The organism is Streptomyces sp. Root1304 (genome assembly GCF_001426405.1).
GTDB lineage: Bacteria > Actinomycetota > Actinomycetes > Streptomycetales > Streptomycetaceae > Streptomyces.
The window spans coordinates 323061-340638 of sequence record NZ_LMEP01000026.1; the positions used below are offsets into that span (position 1 = coordinate 323061).

The window sequence follows — 17578 nt, forward strand, 5'->3', positions numbered from 1 at the left end:
CGTTTCACGGGCAGCGGCACCGGCCCCATAGGATGGGCCCACACCATCAAGCTCACCCCGTGAGGATCCGCATGCCTGGCATCACGCGCGAGGAGGTCGCCCACCTCGCACGGCTGGCGCGTCTGGAGCTGCGAGGCGAAGAACTCGACCACTTCGCCGGTCAGCTCGACGACATCATCGGCGCGGTCGCCCGCGTCGCCGAGGTCGCCGACCAAGACGTACCGCCGACCTCCCACCCGCTGCCGCTGACCAATGTCATGCGCGCGGACGAGGTCCGTCCGTCGCTCACCCCCGAGCAGGCGCTCTCCGGCGCCCCGGCCCAGGAGCAGCAGCGTTTCAAGGTGCCGCAGATCCTGGGGGAGGACTAACAGTCATGACGGACAACATCATCAAGCTCACCGCGGCCGAGATCGCCGGGAAGATCGCCGCCGGCGAACTGACCGCCGTCGAGGTCACCGAGGCGCACCTCGCCCGGATCGAGGCCGTCGACGAGAAGGTGCACGCCTTCCTCCACGTCGACCGTGAGGGCGCGCTCGCCCAGGCCCGTGCCGTCGACGAGAAGCGCGCCCGCGGCGAGAAGCTCGGCCCGCTCGCCGGTGTGCCGCTCGCGCTCAAGGACATCTTCACCACCGCCGGCATGCCGACGACCGTGGGCTCGAAGATCCTCGAGGGCTGGATCCCGCCGTACGACGCGACCCTGGTCAAGAACCTGAAGGCCGCCGACGTCGTCATCCTCGGCAAGACCAACATGGACGAGTTCGCGATGGGCTCCTCCACGGAGAACAGCGCGTACGGCCCGACGGGCAACCCCTGGGACCTGACCCGGATCCCCGGCGGCTCCGGCGGTGGCTCGTCCGCCGCCCTCGCCGCGTACGAGGCGCCCCTCGCCATCGGCACGGACACCGGCGGTTCGATCCGCCAGCCCGCCGCCGTCACCGGCACCGTCGGCGTCAAGCCGACCTACGGCGGCGTCTCCCGCTACGGCATGGTGGCCTTCTCGTCCTCCCTCGACCAGGGCGGCCCCTGCGCCCGTACGGTCCTGGACGCGGCCCTCCTGCACGAGGCCATCGCCGGGCACGACCCGCTCGACTCGACCTCCATCGACGCCCCGGTCCCGCCGGTCGTCGAGGCCGCCCGCAACGGCTCGGTCGCCGGCATGCGTGTCGGCGTCGTCAAGCAGTTCCGCGGCGAGGGCTACCAGGCCGGTGTCGTGCAGCGCTTCGACGAGTCCGTCGAGCTGCTGAAGTCGCTGGGCGCCGAGATCGTCGAGCTGGACTGCCCGACCTTCGACCTCGCCCTTTCGGCGTACTACCTGATCGCGCCGTCCGAGTGCTCCTCGAACCTGGCCCGCTTCGACGCCATGCGCTACGGCCTGCGGGTCGGCGACGACGGCACGCGGTCCGCCGAGGACGTCACCGCCCTCACCCGTGAGGCCGGCTTCGGCGACGAGGTCAAGCGCCGCATCATCCTCGGTACGTACGCGCTCAGCTCCGGCTACTACGACGCGTACTACGGCTCGGCGCAGAAGGTCCGGACCCTCATCACCCGCGAGTTCGAGAAGGCCTTCGAGGAGGTGGACGTGATCGTCTCCCCGACGACGCCCACCACCGCCTTCGCGATCGGCGAGCGCGCCGACGACCCGATGGCGATGTACCTCGCGGACCTGTGCACCATCCCGACCAACCTGGCCGGCAACGCCGCCATGTCGCTGCCCTGCGGCCTGGCGCCCGAGGACGGTCTGCCGGTCGGTCTGCAGATCATCGCTCCCGCCATGAAGGACGACCGGCTGTACAAGGTCGGCGCCGCCGTCGAGGCCGCCTTCGTGGAAAAGTGGGGGCACCCGCTGCTCGAGGAGGCTCCGTCGCTGTGAGTACCAGTGCACTGCAGAAGGCCAAGGGCTTCAAGAAGTCCAAGACCGGCACGTACCTGTCCATCGGCACCACCGCGTTCGGCCTGCTGGGCGTCGTCAAGCGTGCCCGTTCGGCCCGCAGCGAGCACGACACGCTCAAGCTGGTCGACGCCGTCGTCTCCGCCGCCGCCATCGCCACCGGCGTCGCTCTCCTCGTGCGCGAGCTGAAGCGCATCGGTGACGACGACGTCCTGTTCGGCTGAGGCCGAAGGCATCAGAGGGAATTCTCGTGACTGTCACTGAACTGCTGTCGTACGAAGCGGCGCTCGCCGAGTACGACCCCGTCATGGGCCTTGAGGTCCATGTCGAGCTCGGCACCAAGACGAAGATGTTCTGCGGCTGCTCGACCGAGCTGGGCGCGGAGCCGAACTCGCAGACGTGCCCGACCTGTCTCGGCCTGCCCGGCTCGCTGCCCGTCGTCAACGCGATCGGCGTCGAGTCCGCCATCAAGATCGGTCTCGCGCTGCACTGCGAGATCGCCGAGTGGTGCCGCTTCGCCCGGAAGAACTACTTCTATCCGGACATGCCGAAGAACTTCCAGACCTCCCAGTACGACGAGCCGATCGCCTTCAACGGCTATCTGGACGTCCAGCTGGAGGACGGCGAGATCTTCCGCGTGGAGATCGAGCGCGCCCACATGGAGGAGGACACCGGCAAGTCGCTGCACGTCGGCGGCGCCACCGGCCGTATCCACGGCGCGTCCCACTCGCTGCTGGACTACAACCGGGCCGGCATCCCGCTCATCGAGATCGTCACCAAGCCGATCGAGGGCGCGGGCGAGCGGGCCCCCGAGGTCGCCAAGGCGTACGTCGCCGAGCTGCGCGAGCTGATCCGCGCGCTCGGTGTCTCCGACGCGCGCATGGACAAGGGCCAGATGCGCTGCGACGTGAACCTGTCGCTGCGCCCGCACGGCACCGAGAAGTTCGGCACCCGCTCGGAGACGAAGAACGTCAACTCGCTCCGTTCGGTGGAGCGCGCCGCCCGCTTCGAGATCCAGCGGCACGCCGCGGTGCTGTCCTCGGGCGGCACGATCGTGCAGGAGACCCGTCACTTCCACGAGGACGACGGCTCCACCACCTCCGGCCGCATCAAGGACAACGCCGAGGACTACCGGTACTTCCCGGAGCCCGACCTGGTCCCCGTCGCCCCGGCCCGTGCCTGGGTCGAGGAGCTGCGCGGCACGCTGCCCGAGCTGCCGCGGGTGCGGCGCAACCGGCTGCGCGAGGAGTGGGGCGTGTCCGAGCTGGACATGCAGTCCATCCTCAACGCGGGCGCGGTCGACGCGATCGTCGCCACGATCGAGGCGGGCGCGGACGCGGCCTCGGCCCGCAAGTGGTGGATGGGCGAGCTGGCCCGCAACGCCAACGAGCAGGGCGTCTCCCTGGAGGAGCTGGCGATCACGCCGGCGGACGTGGCCCGGGTCTCCGCCCTGGTCGCCTCCGGCGACCTGAACGACAAGCTGGCCCGTCAGGTCATCGAGGGCGTCCTCGCCGGCGAGGGCACCCCGGACGAGGTCGTCGAGAAGCGCGGTCTGAAGGTCGTCTCCGACGACGGCGCGCTCGGCACGGCCGTGGACGAGGCCATCGCGGGCAACGCGGCCATCGCCGACAAGATCCGCGGCGGCAAGGTCGCGGCGGTCGGCGCGCTGGTCGGCGCGGTCATGAAGGCCACCCGCGGCCAGGCGGACGCGGCGAAGGTCAAGGACCTGATCCTGGAGAAGCTGGGCGTCAGCGAGGGCTGATCCCGTTCTCGTACGGCTCAAGGGGGCGGCCCCGCACCGGAGTTCCGGTGCGGGGCCGCTTTCCTGTGGCCGGGCGGGTCAGCGCCGCAGGACGGGGGCCGCGATGACCCCGTTGCCCTCGTCGGTGCAGGTCTCCTCGACCTTGAGGCGCAGCCGCAGCGCCCCCGCGATCTTCAGCGTCTTCTTGATCGGCTTGCCCAGGTCGACGGTCTCGTTGAACAGGGCGGGTTGGTCGTCCACGGAGACGATGATCCGCGCCGACTCGATGTTGGAGCCGTCGTCGATCCCGGCGGTGAAGTCGAACCACGACCACTCGCGGTTGAGGTCGTACTCGACGTAGGCGCCCTGGTAGCAGTCGCCGATGAGCGCGGCGCCGTACTCCTTGGTGTCGATCTTCGCGGTGCCGACGGAGAAGTAGTCGGGCTCGCTGACGGAGGCGAGGGTCGTCAGATCGGCCGTGGGCGCGTCCGGCACGGTCCCGGGGTCGTCGGTCGGGCTCGCGGACTCCTGGGGGTCGGTGGTCGCCGTGTCGGTCGGCTCGTCGGTCGTCGGCTCCGCGGTCGGCTCCCCGGTGGTGGGGTCGGGCGTGGGCTCCGTGGTGACGGTGACGGAGGGCGTGGCTCCCTTGCCCTCGTCGTCCTTGTCCTTCTTGTCGCCGAGCAGCTGGACGCCGATCACCGCGAGGACGGCGACCACCAGGACCCCGGCCACGGCCCCGATGAGCGGGCCCTTGCGGCGGCGGCGCGGCTCGGACGCCGGGGGAGACGTGGTCGCGGCCCCGGAGGAGGCCGCGGGAGGCGCCGGCGGCCCGAAGCCGGGGGTGGCGACGGTGGGCGGCTCGGGGGCGGGCTGGGGTACGGCGGGCCGCTCGGCCGCCACGGGCCGCGGGGCCACCGGCTCCGGCGCCACCACCGGCGCGGCTTCGGGCCGCGGTGCGACGACCGGCGCGGCTTCGGGCTGCGGTGCCGCGACCGGCGCGGCCGAGGGCGGCGGTGCGACCACCGGCGCGGCCGAGGGCGGCGGGGGTGTCACCGGCAGCGGCGGCGCCGACGGCTTCCGCGGCGCGGCGCCCGGGACCGCGTCCTCGACCGTCGCCGGGCGTGAGGTCGTCGTCGTGGACACCACCCCGTGCCGTACGTCCTTCACCCAGGCCGACAGGGAGAGCGGCCGCCGGTCCGCGTCGGCCGCGGCGATGCTGAGCACCCGCTCCCGCTGCTCCTCCGGCATCCCCGCGATCTGGGGCAGCGCGCCGAGCGCGCCCACCAGCTGTTCGGGGGCGGTGGGCGGGGACTGGCCGCTGAGCAGGAAGTAGGCGATGGCGCCGAAGGCGTAGCGGTCGGTGCCCGGGGTGCGCTTGCCCCGGAAGATCTCGGGGGCCGCGTAGCCGGGGGTGAACCACACCTCGGCGGTCTCGTGGTCCGCCGTCAGTTTGCTCAGGCCGAAGTCGACGAGCGTGGCCTGGCCGTGCTCGTCGACCATGACGTTGCCCGGGGACAGGTCGCCGTGGACGACCACGCGCCCGGACGGGGTGGCCTTGCCGGAGTGCAGCCAGTCGAGGACGTCCGCGAGCTGTTCCAGGGTCCGCATCACCTCGCGCCGCTCGCCGGGTGTGGCGAGGGTGCGTTCGGCCCGCCAGTCGCGCAGGTCGAGTCCGTCGACGTGGTTCATGACGAGCACCAGGGCCCGGCCGGTGATCGTCCCGGACTCGCCGGGCCGGTGGATCGGCGGCCCCTGGAAGTGCTCGCGCACGCCGACGACACCGGGCCGGTGGACGAAGCGCAGCAGCTCGGCCTGCTCGTTCCACTTCCGGCTGATCCGCTCGAAGACCTCGGGCGTGATCGTCGTCTTCGAGTCGAGCACCTTGACGACGACCGGCTCGGTCCCGCCGGCGAGCTCGATCTCCGCGAGATAGAGCACGGCCTCGCCACCGCGCCCGATGGACCGCAGCAGCCGGTACCGGTCAGGCGTGGAGTCCGGCCCGATGTGGTGCGCTGCACCGCTCAAAGTTCCCCCCAGGCAGGCAAATTGATGAGTGGTCAGCTTGCCGCTCCTGGGGAGACGGGGTCAACCGAGACGATCACCGCGGATATGAGAGGCTCGGGTCCGCTTCATCGACCCCGGTGGAGCGGGGGAGGGGAGCGGGACATGTCGGTGGAACCCACGGATTACGTCGCTCGGCTGCGTGAGCGGGCGAGCGATCCGGGCATCGAGGAGGCGCTGCGGCGCGACCGGACGGTGCGGCGGCGCAAGATCGCCCTCGCGGCCGGCGCCGGGGTGCTGCTGCTCGGCGGCTTCGGGTTCTGGCTGACGGACGCGACGGGGGAGCGGCCGCCGTACGAGCCGTACGGGGCGCAGACGCTCGCCGAGGAGGCCTGGCCCCTGGAATGGCCGTACTCGGTCGACATGCCGTTCCGGAACTCGCCCGCGGTCGGCTGGGGGGAGGGGGCCGACGGGATCTACGTCCCCGAGCCCATGGCGGCCGGCGGGCTCACCGCGAAGGAGATCGCCGCCACGCTCGACGACGTGAAGACCCTGCTCGTCGAGAGCAACCTGTCGGAGGACGCCCTGGCCGGCGCCGAGCCCGCGGCGGCGCTCGCCCTGCTCGCTCCGCGCGGGGCCGACGAGGCCGTACGGGCGGACCTGGTCACCCGCTTCGACCCCGACGAGGTGTATCCGGACGAGAGCGGGATCCGGACGCGGGGCACGATGACCTACCGGGTCTCGCCGGCGGGCGAGTTGGCGGTGCACGTCGACTACACCTTCGTCTATCCGCTGGTGCGGGCCGAGGAAGGCCATGAGGTCGTCCCGAACGCCCCCGAGGTGGCGCGGATAGCGGTGAGGCGCCAGTTCACGGTCACGCCCAAGGGCGGGAAGCTCGTGATCGGTGCCTACGCGAGCGAGGTCGCGAACCACGACTGCTCGGCGCCGAAGGACGGCCGTCTCCACCCGCTCTTCGCCGAGGGGCGGTGGAAGGCGGGCCGGGCGGCCGAGGGGGTCCACATCTCCATGGCCGACCTGTACGACGAGAAGCGGGTCCTCCGGGCCGGGCCGGGCCACTGCGTCGTCCCGAGCGGGACCTGACCCACCGGCTGCGGCGTCCTGCCCGGCGGGACCCGGCCCACCGGCTGCGGCGTCGTGTCCACCGGAGCCTCACCCCCGCCCGGGTGTCCGGATCTTGGACGTTCACCACCGCGCCCCCGTCGGGTCTTCTCCCTGTCACCCCGTCTCACTACCGTCCCCGGCGTACCACCCAATGGCTCGAAGGCGAACCATGGGCCGTCGACTGGAGGTCGGTCTTGTCATCCGAGATGTCCCGCAGAAGGCTCCTCGCGCTGGGCGGAGGCGCCCTCGGCGTCGCCGCCGCCGGCTCCCTGCTGCCGCCGTCGCTGCAGGCCGCGATGGCCGCGGAGCCCCCGGCCGGAGGGATGTCGGCGGTCCGGCACGTGGTGATCCTGATGCAGGAGAACCGTTCCTTCGACCACTACTTCGGCACCCTCCGCGGCGTCCGCGGCTTCGGCGACCGCAATGCCGTCGAGCTGCCCTCCGGCAGGCCGGTGTTCGAGCAGCCCGCCGCGCTCGGCCGGACCGTGCTGCCCTTCCCGATCCGCGGCGCCGCCGAGACCCAGAAGAAGGACCTCCAGTACATCGGGGCCCTCGACCACTCCTGGAGCGGCGGCGCCAAGGCCTGGCACGACGGCTGGATGGACGGCTGGGTCTCGGCCAAGACCGCCGCCACCATGGCGTACTACGACCGCCGGGACATCCCCCTGCACTACGAGCTCGCCGACACCTTCACCGTCTGCGACGCCTACCACTCGTCCGTCCACACCTCGACGAGCCCCAACCGCAACCACCTCTGGTCCGGCTGGACCGGCTTCGAGGCCGACGGCAGCCGCGCCGTCACCAACGCGGCCTACGACGAGGGCACCCACCCCGGCTACGGCTGGTCCACCTACGCCGAGCGGCTCGAAGCCGCCGGGCGCAGCTGGAAGACGTACACCGAGTGGGAGAACTTCACCGACAACAACATCGAGTTCTTCACCAGCTTCAAGAAGATCGCCCGCAAGGCCCTCGCCGGCACCGGCGGCCACACCTTCATGGAGTCCTTCTACGCCGCCGTCCGCGACACCGAGGACCTCACGGAGCGGGCCAGGCTGCTCGGCCTCCTGGAGGAGGGCGTCGCCGGACTCACCGCCGCCGAGCGCTCCCTCTTCGAGCGCGGTCTGCGCCGCGTCGAGAGCGGCACCCTCGCCGACGCCTTCCGCGCCGACGTCGCCGCGGGCACCCTCCCCGAGGTCTCCTACCTGGTGCCCTCCGCGATCGACTCCGAGCACCCCGGCTCCTCCTCGCCGATCGCCTCCGCGACCCTCGTCTACAAGGTGCTCGACGCGCTCGGCGCCCATCCGGACGTCTGGCGCCACACCGTCGTCCTGATCAACTACGACGAGAACGACGGCTTCTTCGACCACGTGCCGCCGCCGGTGCCGCCCGCCGACAACACGGACGAGCGCTGGAAGGGTCAGCCGACCGGCCTCGGCATCCGCGTCCCGCTGCTCGTCGTCTCGCCCTGGTCGGTCGGCGGCTACGTCTGCTCCGAGACCTTCGACCACACCTCCGTGATCCGCTTCCTGGAGAAGCTGACCGGCGTCGACGAGCCCCACATCACCCCCTGGCGGCGGGCCGTCACCGGAGACCTCACCTCCGCCTTCGACTTCCACCGGACCCGCAGGCAGCCGCCCGTCGAGCAGCCCGGCCCGGTCCCGCCCTTCACCGGCCGCTGGCGGCCGCAGCCGCCGGCCGTGCAGCGGATGCCCGAGCAGGAGCCCGGCGTCCGCCCCGCCCGCCCGCTGCCGTACCAGCCGGACGCCCACGCCACCACCGGCGCCGGTGCCGTGACCGTCGCGCTCGGGAACAAGGGGAAGGCGAGCGCGCACTTCGCCCTCTACCCGTACGCGGGCGAGTTCGCCGTCCCGCAGCACCAGGACGTCAGGGGGACGGGGGAGTGGACCGTCCCCGTTCCGGGTGATCGTTACCGCTTCACGATCACCGGTCCCAACGGCTTCCGCCGCGAGTTCGAGGGCCCCGCGACCGGTGGCGCCGAGCTGGCCTCCCGTATCGACCACCACGACCGTGACCTGCACCTCACCGTGCGGAACACCGGCCGGACGCCGGTCACCTTCACCGTCGCGCCGCTCGGGTACGTCGACGAGGACGACCTCGCCGACTGGACCCGCGCCGTCACCGTGAAGCCCGGCAGGACCCGTACCGTCGTGCACTCGGCCGCCGACGCGCACGGCTGGTACGACATCGAGGTGACCGCGCCCGGTGGCTTCCGCCGCCGCCTCATGGGTCACATCGAGAACGGGCGACCCAGCGTCTCCGGATGATCGCGAGGCGGGTGCGGGGGCGAGCGGGACCTCGGTTCCTTAACCTCCGCACACGCCTGTGAGCATCGACACGAAAGGGACAAACGATCACGTTTGGCTGCCACAGTGGCCCCACGTAGGTCATGCGTTCTTTTCGGGCGTTCTCCCGTGAAAGATCCACGAACCACCCAGGGAGCACGTCCTTTGGCCGCCATCGCACGGTGGTGCATCAGGCACCGCCTCGTCGCCGTACTGCTCTGGCTCGTCGCCCTCGGCGGTGTCGGCACCGCCGCCGTCGTCGCGGGCAGCGCGTACTCCAACGACTACGAGGTCCCCGGCACCGAGTCCGGCCGTGCCACCGCCCTCCTCGACCAGGGCTTCCACGGCCTCGGCGGGGACAGCGACACCATCGTCTGGCACAGCGACCGGGGCAGCGTCCGCGCCGACGCCGTCGAGCAGCGGATGACCGCGATGCTTGACGAGGTCGCCGGCCTGCCCGGCATCGCCGCCGTCACCTCCCCCTACGGGGACACCCGGGGCCAGGTCAGCGAGGACGGGCACACCGCCTACGCCACCGTCACCTTCGACGAGCAGTCCGACGACATCCCGCACGAGCAGGCCCGCGCGCTGGTGGACACCGCGAAGGCGGCGGCCGACGAGGCCGACGGACTCTCCGTCGAGCTGGGCGGCAGCGCCGTCGCCCTCACCGAGGCCCCCGGCGGGCACATCGCGGAGGTCGTCGGCGTCGCCGTCGCGGCCGCCGTCCTCTTCCTCGCCTTCGGCTCCCTCGCCGCCTCCGCGCTCCCCATCGCGACCGCGCTCGTCAGCGTCGGCATCGCCTACTCGGGGATCGTGCTCCTCGGGCACCTGATGACCGTCGCCGACTTCGCCCCGATGCTCGGCATGCTGGTGGGCCTGGGCGTCGGCATCGACTACGCCCTCTTCATCGTCACCCGGCACCGCAGAGGCCTGAAACGCGGGCTCTCCGTCGCGGGGGCCGCCGAGACCGCCGTCGCCACCACCGGCCGCGCGGTGGTCTTCGCGGGGGCCACCGTCTGCATCGCCCTCCTCGGCATGCTGATCCTGCGGCTCAGCTTCCTCAACGGCGTCGCCATCGCCGCCTCCCTCACCGTGGTGCTCACGGTCGCCGCCTCCGTCACCCTCCTGCCGTCCCTGCTCTCCCTCATCGGCATGCGGGCGCTGTCCCGGCGCGAACGCCGGGCGCTCGCCGAGCACGGGCCGCAGCCCGAGCTGCCCACCGGCTTCGCCGCCCGCTGGTCGGCCTTCGTCGAGCGGCACCCCAAGCTCCTCGGCGCCGTCGCCGCCGTCGTCATGGGCGTCCTCGCGCTGCCGACGCTCTCGCTCCACCTCGGCACCTCCGACCAGGGCAACAACCCGGCCACCGCGACCACGCGGAAGGCGTACGACCTGCTCGCCGAGGGCTTCGGCCCCGGCGTCAACGGCCCGCTCACCCTGGTCGCCGGGCTCGACGGCGCCGACGACCGGCTCGCCCTGGAACGGCTGCCGGCCGCGCTCTCGGCCACCCACGGGGTCGCGTCCGTCTCCCCGGTCACCTACAACAGCTCGGGCGACACCGCCGTCCTCACCGTCGTCCCCGAGTCCGCGCCGCAGTCCAAGGCCACCAGCGAGCTCGTCGACCGGCTCCGCCAGGACGTCCTGCCGCAGGCCGAGGACGGCACCTCCCTGGAGGTGCACGTCGGCGGTGTCACCGCCTCGTACGACGACTTCGCCGAGATCATCATCGGCAAGCTGCCGCTCTTCGTCGGCGTCGTGATCGCCCTGGGCTGTCTGCTGCTCCTGCTGGCCTTCCGCTCGATCGGCATCCCGCTCAAGGCCGCCGCCATGAACGTCGCGGCCGTCGCCGCCGCCTTCGGCATCGTCGTGGCGATCTTCCAGTGGGGCTGGGGGAGCGAACTGCTCGGGCTCGGCAGCGCGGGACCGATCGAACCCTTCCTCCCGGTGATCATGGTCTCCGTCCTCTTCGGGCTCTCCATGGACTACCAGGTCTTCCTGGTCAGCCGGATGTACGAGGAGTGGCTGGAGACCGGGGACAACCGGCGGGCGGTACGGGTCGGCCTGGCCGAGACCAGCCGGGTGATCAACTCCGCGGCCGTGATCATGATCTCGGTCTTCCTCGCCTTCGTGCTCTCCGGCGACCGGGTGATCGCCATGTTCGGCATCGCGCTCGCCGCGGCCGTCGCCCTCGACGCCTTCGTCCTGCGGACCCTCCTCGTGCCAGCCCTGATGCATCTGCTCGGCGGGGCGAACTGGTGGCTGCCCCGGTGGCTGGACCGTCTGCTGCCCCGGATCAGCATCGAGCCGCCCGAGTGCCGGGAGGCGGCCGAGGCGCGTGGGAAAATACCGGCACAGCGTGTGACGGTGCAGGCCGTGGAGGAGAGGAACGAGGATGTTCGCGATATCGCTGGGTGACGACGGTGCCGAGCTGAGGCCCCTGGAGCCCTTCCACGCCGAGGAGTTCCTCGCGCACATGGACCGGGGCCGGGAGTTCGTCGGGCAGCACATCGGCCTGCCGGACGTCGTCGCGGACCTGGACTCCGCGGGCGCCTACCTCCGCTCGTACGCCGAGAAGGCCGCGAGCGACACCGGCCGCCTCTACGGCATCTGGACCGACGGCACCCTCGTCGGCGGCGTCCTCTTCCGCACCTTCGACGCGGCATACGGGACGGCCGAGGCGGGCTGCTGGCTGGAGCCCTCCGCCGCCGGGAAGGGGCTGATCACCCGGGCCTGCCGGGTCATCATCGACTGGGCGGTCGAGGAGCGCGGCATCCACCGCGTCGAGTGGTACGCCTCCACGAAGAACGAGGCCAGCGTCGCCGTCGCCCGCCGCCTCGGGATGACCAGGGAGGGCGTCCTGCGGGAGAACTACCCGTACCGGGGCGTTCGCTCCGACACGGAGATCTGGGCGGTCCTCGCCCCCGAGTGGCGCGCGGCGAAGGCCGCCCGGGCGTCTTAAGACGCCTCTCATGTGGGCCGCCTAGCGTGCGCCGCATGGACACGAAGACGACGACCGAGAAGAAGACCGGCGAGAGCGCGGACGGCGCGGAGGGCGTGGAGCGGGCGGAGACCGCGAAGACCGCCGCGATCGGCCCCGTCGAGGACACCACCCCGGACCTCCTCGACAAGGGCGACAAGGGTGATGAGGACGGCGACGGCGCCGCGGCCGAGGGCGGCGACGGGTTCGACGGGGACGACGAGCTCGACGAGGAGCTGTCCTCCGGGACCGCCACCGCCTCCACCGGAATCGGTGGCGCCGCCGCGGCCGTGGTCTCCGCCGCCCTCGGTGTCGTCGCCCTCACCGGCACCTGGACCGGCAAGGTCGTCTCCGAGCGCGAGACGCTCGTCGGCCAGATCAAGACCTCCGGCACCGGCACCCCGGCCCAGCAGATCTCCGAGATCTACGGCGACGCCTGGCACAGCACCGCCCTGGTGAACGGCGTCTTCGCCTTCGTCGCCCTCTTCGTCGCCGTCCTCGTGCTCATCCTCCCCGGGCGCCCCGCCTGGGTCCGCTCGGTCGCCGTCGCGGGCGCCGTCCTCGGCGGCCTCGGCCTGCTCCTCTCGGCCGGTACCTACTTCGACCTCTTCATGAGCCTGCCCACCGCCGGATCCTGAGACGCCTAAGGCCCCCCTGAGGTCCGTCTAAGGCCCCCCGTACCCCGAACATGCGGCACACGCCCGATGTGGCGGCACCCCCTGGGAAACGAGAGTAGAGGCATCGCAAGGAGCGATACCGAAACCGAGAGACCCAGGGGAGAACCCGATGTTCGAGTACGAGATCCAGCGCATGAACCACGCCGAGCTCATCCGCCGCGCCGCCGCCGAGCGGCTCGGCCACGAGGCCGCCGCGGCCGTCGGCGCCGGCCGGGGGCTGCGCCGCTTCGGCCGCCGCCATGGGGGCCATGACACGGAGGGGCGGGTGAGCGAGAGCGGCCGCGGCCGTTTCGTCCGGGCCGCGTGACCCCCGTATGCGCGACGGAACGGATGCCTGTGCGATGCTCGGCGCCGTGGAGACCAGGTCAGTCAGCCCCGTCTTCGTCGGCCGCGCCGGCGAACTCACCGCCCTCACCGAGGCGCTCTCCCGCGCGACCGCGGGAGAGCCCCAGGCCCTGCTCATCGGCGGCGAGGCGGGGGTCGGCAAGACCCGGCTGATCGAGGAGTTCCTCGACACCGCCTGTGACCGGGGCGCCGTCATCGGCCTCGGCGGCTGCGTCGAACTCGGCGCCGACGGGCTGCCGTTCGCCCCGTTCTCCACCGCGCTGCGCTCACTGCACCGCAGGCTCCCCGGCGAACTCGTCGCCGCCGCCGACGGCCAGCAGGGCGAACTCGCCCGTCTGCTGCCCGAGCTGGGCGACCCCGGAAGTCACGAGACCTCCGACGAGGACTCCACCGCCCGGCTCTTCGAACTGACCGTACGGCTCCTGGAGCGGCTCGCCGCCGACCGTACGGTCGTGCTCGTCCTGGAGGACCTGCACTGGGCCGACGCCTCCACCCGGCACCTCCTCACCTACCTCCTGCGCACCCTGCGCCGCGGCCGGATCGTGGTCGTCGCCAGCTACCGCGCCGACGACATCCACCGCCGCCACCCACTGCGCCCCCTCCTCGCCGAACTCGACCGGCTCCGCACCATCCGCCGCATCGAACTCGCCCGCTTCACCCGCACCGAGGTGCACCGCCAGCTCACCGGCATCCTCGCCGCCGAACCCGACCCCGGACTCGTCGAAGAGGTCTTCGAACGCTCCGACGGCAACGCCTTCTTCGTCGAGGAACTCGTCGTCTCCCACGAGGCCGGCTGCGCCCCCGGCCAGCTCAGCGACTCCCTGCGCGACCTCCTGCTCGTCCGGGTCGAGACGCTCCCCGAGGACGCCCAGCGGGTCGCCAGGATCGTCGCCGAGGGCGGCTCCACCGTCGAGTACGGGCTGCTCGCCGCCGTCGCCCGGCTCGCCGAGGACGAACTCATCGAGGCGCTCCGGGCCGCCGTCGGCGCCAACCTCCTGCTCGCCGTCCCCGACGGCGACGGCTACCGCTTCCGTCACTCCCTGGTCCGCGAGGCCGTCAGCGACGACCTGCTGCCCGGCGAACGCTCCCGCCTCAACCGGCGCTACGCCGAAGCCCTGGAGGCCGACCCCACGCTGGTCCGCGCCGAGGAACGCGCCACTCGGCTGGCCACGTACTGGTACCACGCGCACGACTCCTCCAAGGCCCTCCCCGCCGTCCTCGGCGCCGCCGTCGCCACCCGCAAGCGCCACGCCTACGCCGAGCAGCTCCGGCTCCTCGAACGCGCCATGGAACTCTGGGACGAGGCCCCCGAGGAGATCCGCCGGGCGCTCCGGCCCATGGACTACGCCGAGGCCTACCCGCCCTGCGGCTGCGACCCCGAGACCACCCCGCTCAGCTACCTCGACCTGCTCGCCGAGGCCGCCGTCGCCGCCCGCCTCAGCGGCGACCGCGAACGCGCGCTGAAGATCGGCAGGACGGCCCTGCGCCTCCTGGAGGGCGCCGAGGAGAACGACCCCCTGCGCGCCGCCTGGTTCTGGACCGAGAAGGCCCGCCTCCAGTCCAACCTCGGCCGGGGCGACGGCTGGGAGGAGATCGCCCGCGCCCAGGAACTCGTCAAGGGCCTCCCGCCGTCCGCCGTCCACGCCGTCGTCCTCGTCGGCGCCGCCGGCTGGGGCATGCTCCGCAACCCCGGCCCCGAGGCCCTCACCGCCGCCGAACGCGCCGTCGAGTACGCCCGGCACGTCAAGGCCGAGTCCATCGAACTCAACGCCCGCCTCACCCTCGGCACCCTCATGGTCTCCGCGGGGGACGTCGAGGCCGGGCTCGCCGAGATGCACGCGGTACGGGAACGGACCACGGCCCTCGGCCAGTTCACCGAGACCGCCCGCGCCCACATCAACATCTCCTCCGCCCTGGAGTCCCTCGGCCGCTCCCAGGAGGCCGTCGAACTCGCCGACACCGGCATCCGCGTCGCCCGCTCCTACGGCCTCGTCGACAGCATCGGCTGGATCGAGGCCAACCGGGCCGAGTCCCTCTTCTCCCTCGGCCGCTGGGAGGAGACCGGGGAGGTCGCCGGCCGGGTGCTCCGCTCGGCGACCAGCACCAAGCCGCGCGGTTCGGCCTCCCTCCGGCTCGCCCAGCTCGCCGCAGCCCGGGGCGAACTCGACGCGGCCCGCGGCCATCTCGCCGAGGCCAGGGCCGTCTACGGCACCCGTGACCCCATCCCGCAGTACACCCTGCCCATGGCGCAGATCGAGGTGGCCGTCGCGGCCGCCGAGGGGCGCGTCACGGACGTCCGGGCCCTGCTCGCCGCCGCCGAACAGGCCGGCTTCCCGCCCGGCACCCACCGGTACGGCTGGCCGCTCGTCCTGTCCGCCGTCACCGCCGAGGCCGACAGCCGGGGGCTGCCCGCCGCCGACGAGGGCCGTACGGAGGCGCTCGACGCGATACGGCGCTGCGTCCGGGGCCTCGCCACCCCGGCGCCCGTCTGGGCCGCCCACGCCCGGCAGGTCTCCGAGGAGCTGGCCCGCGCCGAGGGCCGTGAGTCCGCCGCCCGCCGGGCCGAGACCGTCGCCGCCTACGAGCCCCTCGGCCGCCCCGCCGAGCTGGCCCGCGCCCGCCACCGCCTCGCCGACGCCCTGCTCGTCGAGGGCGGCCACCGCGAGGAGGCCGCCGCACTGCTCCGCGAGGCCCACACCGCCGCCTCCCGGCTCGGCGCCCGTCCGCTCCGCGAGGACGTGGAACTCCTCGCGGCCCGCGCCCGGCTCTCGCTCACCCCGGAGAAGCAGCCGGCCGCCACCGCCGCCCCCGGCGAGGACGGCTTCGGTCTGACCCCCCGCGAGCAGGGCGTCCTGCGCCTGGTCGCGGCCGGCCGCACCAACCGGCAGATCGCCGAGGAACTGTTCATCTCACCGAAGACGGCCAGCGTCCACGTCTCCAACATCCTCGCCAAACTGGGCGTGGCCGGCCGGGGCGAAGCAGCCGCCCTGGCCCACCGCCTCCACCTCCTGGACGCGACACTCTGACGGGCGGGCGGCGGGCCCGCCGGACTCAGCGCCCGCCGTCCTCCGCCGGTGCGGAGGGCGACCCGTCCCCGGGCTCCTCGACGGGTCCGTCCGCCGCGGCCTCGTCGTCGGGTCCGTCCGCCGCGGCCTCCTCCGCCGTCGTCCCGTCCGCCGTCGTCCCGTCCGCCGGGACCGGGCGGGCGGTCCGTATCGTCACCCGGCCCGAGCGCAGGTCTATCGGCCCGCGGGACGGGTCGGCGTCCCCCGGGTCCTCCCTGGTCAGGGCCTGCCTGCGCAGTTCCTCCTCGGTGTGCCTGCGTCCCGGCGCGAAGAACTCGTCCAGTCCACCGAACACGGTCACCGCCTCCTTCAGCTCACCTCCAGCTTCAGGATCCGGTCGTCGGCCGGCCCCGGGGTCCCCCGGGTGTCGGTCTCGCTCGTCACCAGCCGGAGTTGCCCGCCGTCCCCCGCGAGGACCGTGCGCAGGCGCCCGTACTCCTGGGTGAGGAACGCTTCGGGGGGCCCCGAGCGTTCCGCGCCGGAGAGCGGGACCCGCCACAGCCGCTCGCCCCTGAGCGCGGCCAGCCAGATCGCACCCCGCGCGTACGCGATGCCGCTGGGCGAGGCCTCCGAGGTCGGCCACTCGGCCACCGGGTCCACGAACCCCGCGCGCCCGGCCCGTCCCTCGACCTCGGGCCAGCCGTAGTTCCTCCCGGGCAGCACCAGATTCAGCTCGTCCCAGGTGTTCTGGCCGAACTCGGACGCCCAGAGCCGCCCGTCCGGGTCCCAGGCGAGCCCCTGCACGTTCCGATGGCCGTACGAGTAGACCGTCGACCCGGGGAAGGGATTGCCCGGCGCCGGCCGGCCCTCGGGCGTCATCCGAAGGATCTTCCCGCCGAGCGAGCCGCGGTCCTGGGCCAGACCGGTCCGGCCGGTCTCGCCGGTCCCCGCGTACAGCATGCCGTCGGGCCCGAAGGCGATCCGCCCGCCGTTGTGGACGGTCCCCTTGGGGATGCCGGTCAGCACCGGCTCGGGAGCCCCGAGACGGTCCCCCTCCCCGCCCCCGTACCGCATGCGGACGATGCGGTTGTCGGACTCGGCCGTGAGGTACGCGTACACCCGACCGTCCCGTACGGCGATCCCGAGCAGTCCGCCCTCACCGCCCGGTACGACCCCGGGCACCTCGCCGAGCGAGGTCTTCGCCCCGGTCCGCCCGTCGACCCGGGTGATCGTCCGCTCGTCCCGCGAGGACACCAGCAGATCGCCGTCCGGGAGCTCCGCGAGCCCCCAGGGCGACTTCAGGCCCTCGGTGAGGGTCCCCGTCACCGTCACCCGGGCGCCCGGGGCCGCGGAGCCGCCGGACGGGGGAGCGGAGGTCCGCGCGGACGCCGGGGCCGACGACGGCGGAGCCGTACCGGACCGGTCCCCGGTGTCCCCGGAGGAGCAGCCCGCGACCAGCACGAGCACGGCGGCGCCCCAGAGGGCCTTCACCACAGCAGGACGGCCCATGGCACGGTCCCCT

14 protein-coding genes are annotated in these 17578 nt (G+C 72.9%); 11 read left to right on the forward strand and 3 right to left on the reverse strand.

Annotated elements, in window-relative coordinates; all coding sequences use genetic code 11:
- The first annotated feature begins 71 nt into the window (after positions 1 to 71).
- Genes gatC through gatB form a run of 4 tightly spaced genes read left to right on the forward strand, consistent with a single transcriptional unit; the run spans position 72 to position 3650 of the window.
- On the forward strand, positions 72 to 368 hold the full coding sequence (gene gatC, locus ASD33_RS30650; protein WP_056567875.1) for an Asp-tRNA(Asn)/Glu-tRNA(Gln) amidotransferase subunit GatC: 297 nt from the start codon (positions 72 to 74) through the stop codon (positions 366 to 368).
- Positions 369 to 373: 5 nt separating this feature from the next.
- A complete protein-coding gene (gene gatA, locus ASD33_RS30655; protein WP_056567878.1) occupies positions 374 to 1870 on the forward strand; it encodes an Asp-tRNA(Asn)/Glu-tRNA(Gln) amidotransferase subunit GatA in 1497 nt (498 codons plus the stop codon).
- Positions 1867 to 2112, forward strand: a complete 246-nt coding sequence (locus ASD33_RS30660; RefSeq protein WP_056567880.1) for a hypothetical protein — start codon at positions 1867 to 1869, stop codon at positions 2110 to 2112. The genes gatA and ASD33_RS30660 overlap by 4 nt, the downstream gene beginning before the upstream one ends.
- A gap of 26 nt (positions 2113 to 2138) precedes the next feature.
- Positions 2139 to 3650, forward strand: coding sequence for an Asp-tRNA(Asn)/Glu-tRNA(Gln) amidotransferase subunit GatB (gatB, locus tag ASD33_RS30665; protein ID WP_056567883.1), 1512 nt, complete (start codon positions 2139 to 2141; stop codon positions 3648 to 3650).
- Positions 3651 to 3728: 78 nt separating this feature from the next.
- Here gatB and ASD33_RS30670 read toward each other — a convergent pair whose 3' ends face one another.
- Positions 3729 to 5654, reverse strand: a complete 1926-nt coding sequence (locus tag ASD33_RS30670; RefSeq protein WP_056567885.1) for a protein kinase — start codon at positions 5652 to 5654, stop codon at positions 3729 to 3731.
- Positions 5655 to 5795: 141 nt separating this feature from the next.
- Here ASD33_RS30670 and ASD33_RS30675 point away from each other — a divergent pair, with 141 nt between their 5' ends.
- From ASD33_RS30675 to ASD33_RS30705, 7 genes are all read left to right on the forward strand, one after another.
- A complete protein-coding gene (locus ASD33_RS30675; protein ID WP_056567888.1) occupies positions 5796 to 6731 on the forward strand; it encodes a hypothetical protein in 936 nt (311 codons plus the stop codon).
- A 215-nt stretch (positions 6732 to 6946) separates the two neighbouring features.
- On the forward strand, positions 6947 to 9037 hold the full coding sequence (locus ASD33_RS30680) for a phospholipase C, phosphocholine-specific (RefSeq protein ID WP_056567891.1): 2091 nt from the start codon (positions 6947 to 6949) through the stop codon (positions 9035 to 9037).
- Between the two features lie 183 nt (positions 9038 to 9220).
- Positions 9221 to 11467 carry an MMPL family transporter gene (locus ASD33_RS30685; protein WP_056567894.1) on the forward strand — a complete coding sequence of 749 codons (2247 nt, stop codon included), beginning with the start codon at positions 9221 to 9223 and terminating at the stop codon, positions 11465 to 11467.
- Positions 11445 to 12011, forward strand: a complete 567-nt coding sequence (locus tag ASD33_RS30690) for a GNAT family protein (RefSeq protein WP_056567897.1) — start codon at positions 11445 to 11447, stop codon at positions 12009 to 12011. The genes ASD33_RS30685 and ASD33_RS30690 overlap by 23 nt, the downstream gene beginning before the upstream one ends.
- Before the next feature lie 35 nt (positions 12012 to 12046).
- The gene (locus ASD33_RS30695; RefSeq protein ID WP_056567899.1) at positions 12047 to 12667 is read left to right on the forward strand and encodes a hypothetical protein; all 621 of its coding nucleotides are present in this window, start codon (positions 12047 to 12049) and stop codon (positions 12665 to 12667) included.
- A gap of 148 nt (positions 12668 to 12815) precedes the next feature.
- A complete protein-coding gene (locus ASD33_RS30700) occupies positions 12816 to 13013 on the forward strand; it encodes a hypothetical protein (protein WP_056567902.1) in 198 nt (65 codons plus the stop codon).
- A gap of 34 nt (positions 13014 to 13047) precedes the next feature.
- On the forward strand, positions 13048 to 16077 hold the full coding sequence (locus tag ASD33_RS30705; RefSeq protein WP_056567907.1) for a helix-turn-helix transcriptional regulator: 3030 nt from the start codon (positions 13048 to 13050) through the stop codon (positions 16075 to 16077).
- A gap of 25 nt (positions 16078 to 16102) precedes the next feature.
- Here ASD33_RS30705 and ASD33_RS30710 read toward each other — a convergent pair whose 3' ends face one another.
- Both ASD33_RS30710 and ASD33_RS30715 read right to left on the reverse strand, forming a co-directional pair.
- Complete coding sequence (locus tag ASD33_RS30710) at positions 16103 to 16411, reverse strand: DUF6191 domain-containing protein (protein WP_063991944.1); 309 nt, start codon at positions 16409 to 16411, stop codon at positions 16103 to 16105.
- Positions 16412 to 16425: 14 nt separating this feature from the next.
- Positions 16426 to 17565 (reverse strand): PQQ-dependent sugar dehydrogenase, encoded by a 1140-nt coding sequence (locus ASD33_RS30715; protein WP_107103686.1) that lies wholly within the window; start codon positions 17563 to 17565, stop codon positions 16426 to 16428.
- Between the last annotated feature and the right edge of the window lie 13 nt (positions 17566 to 17578).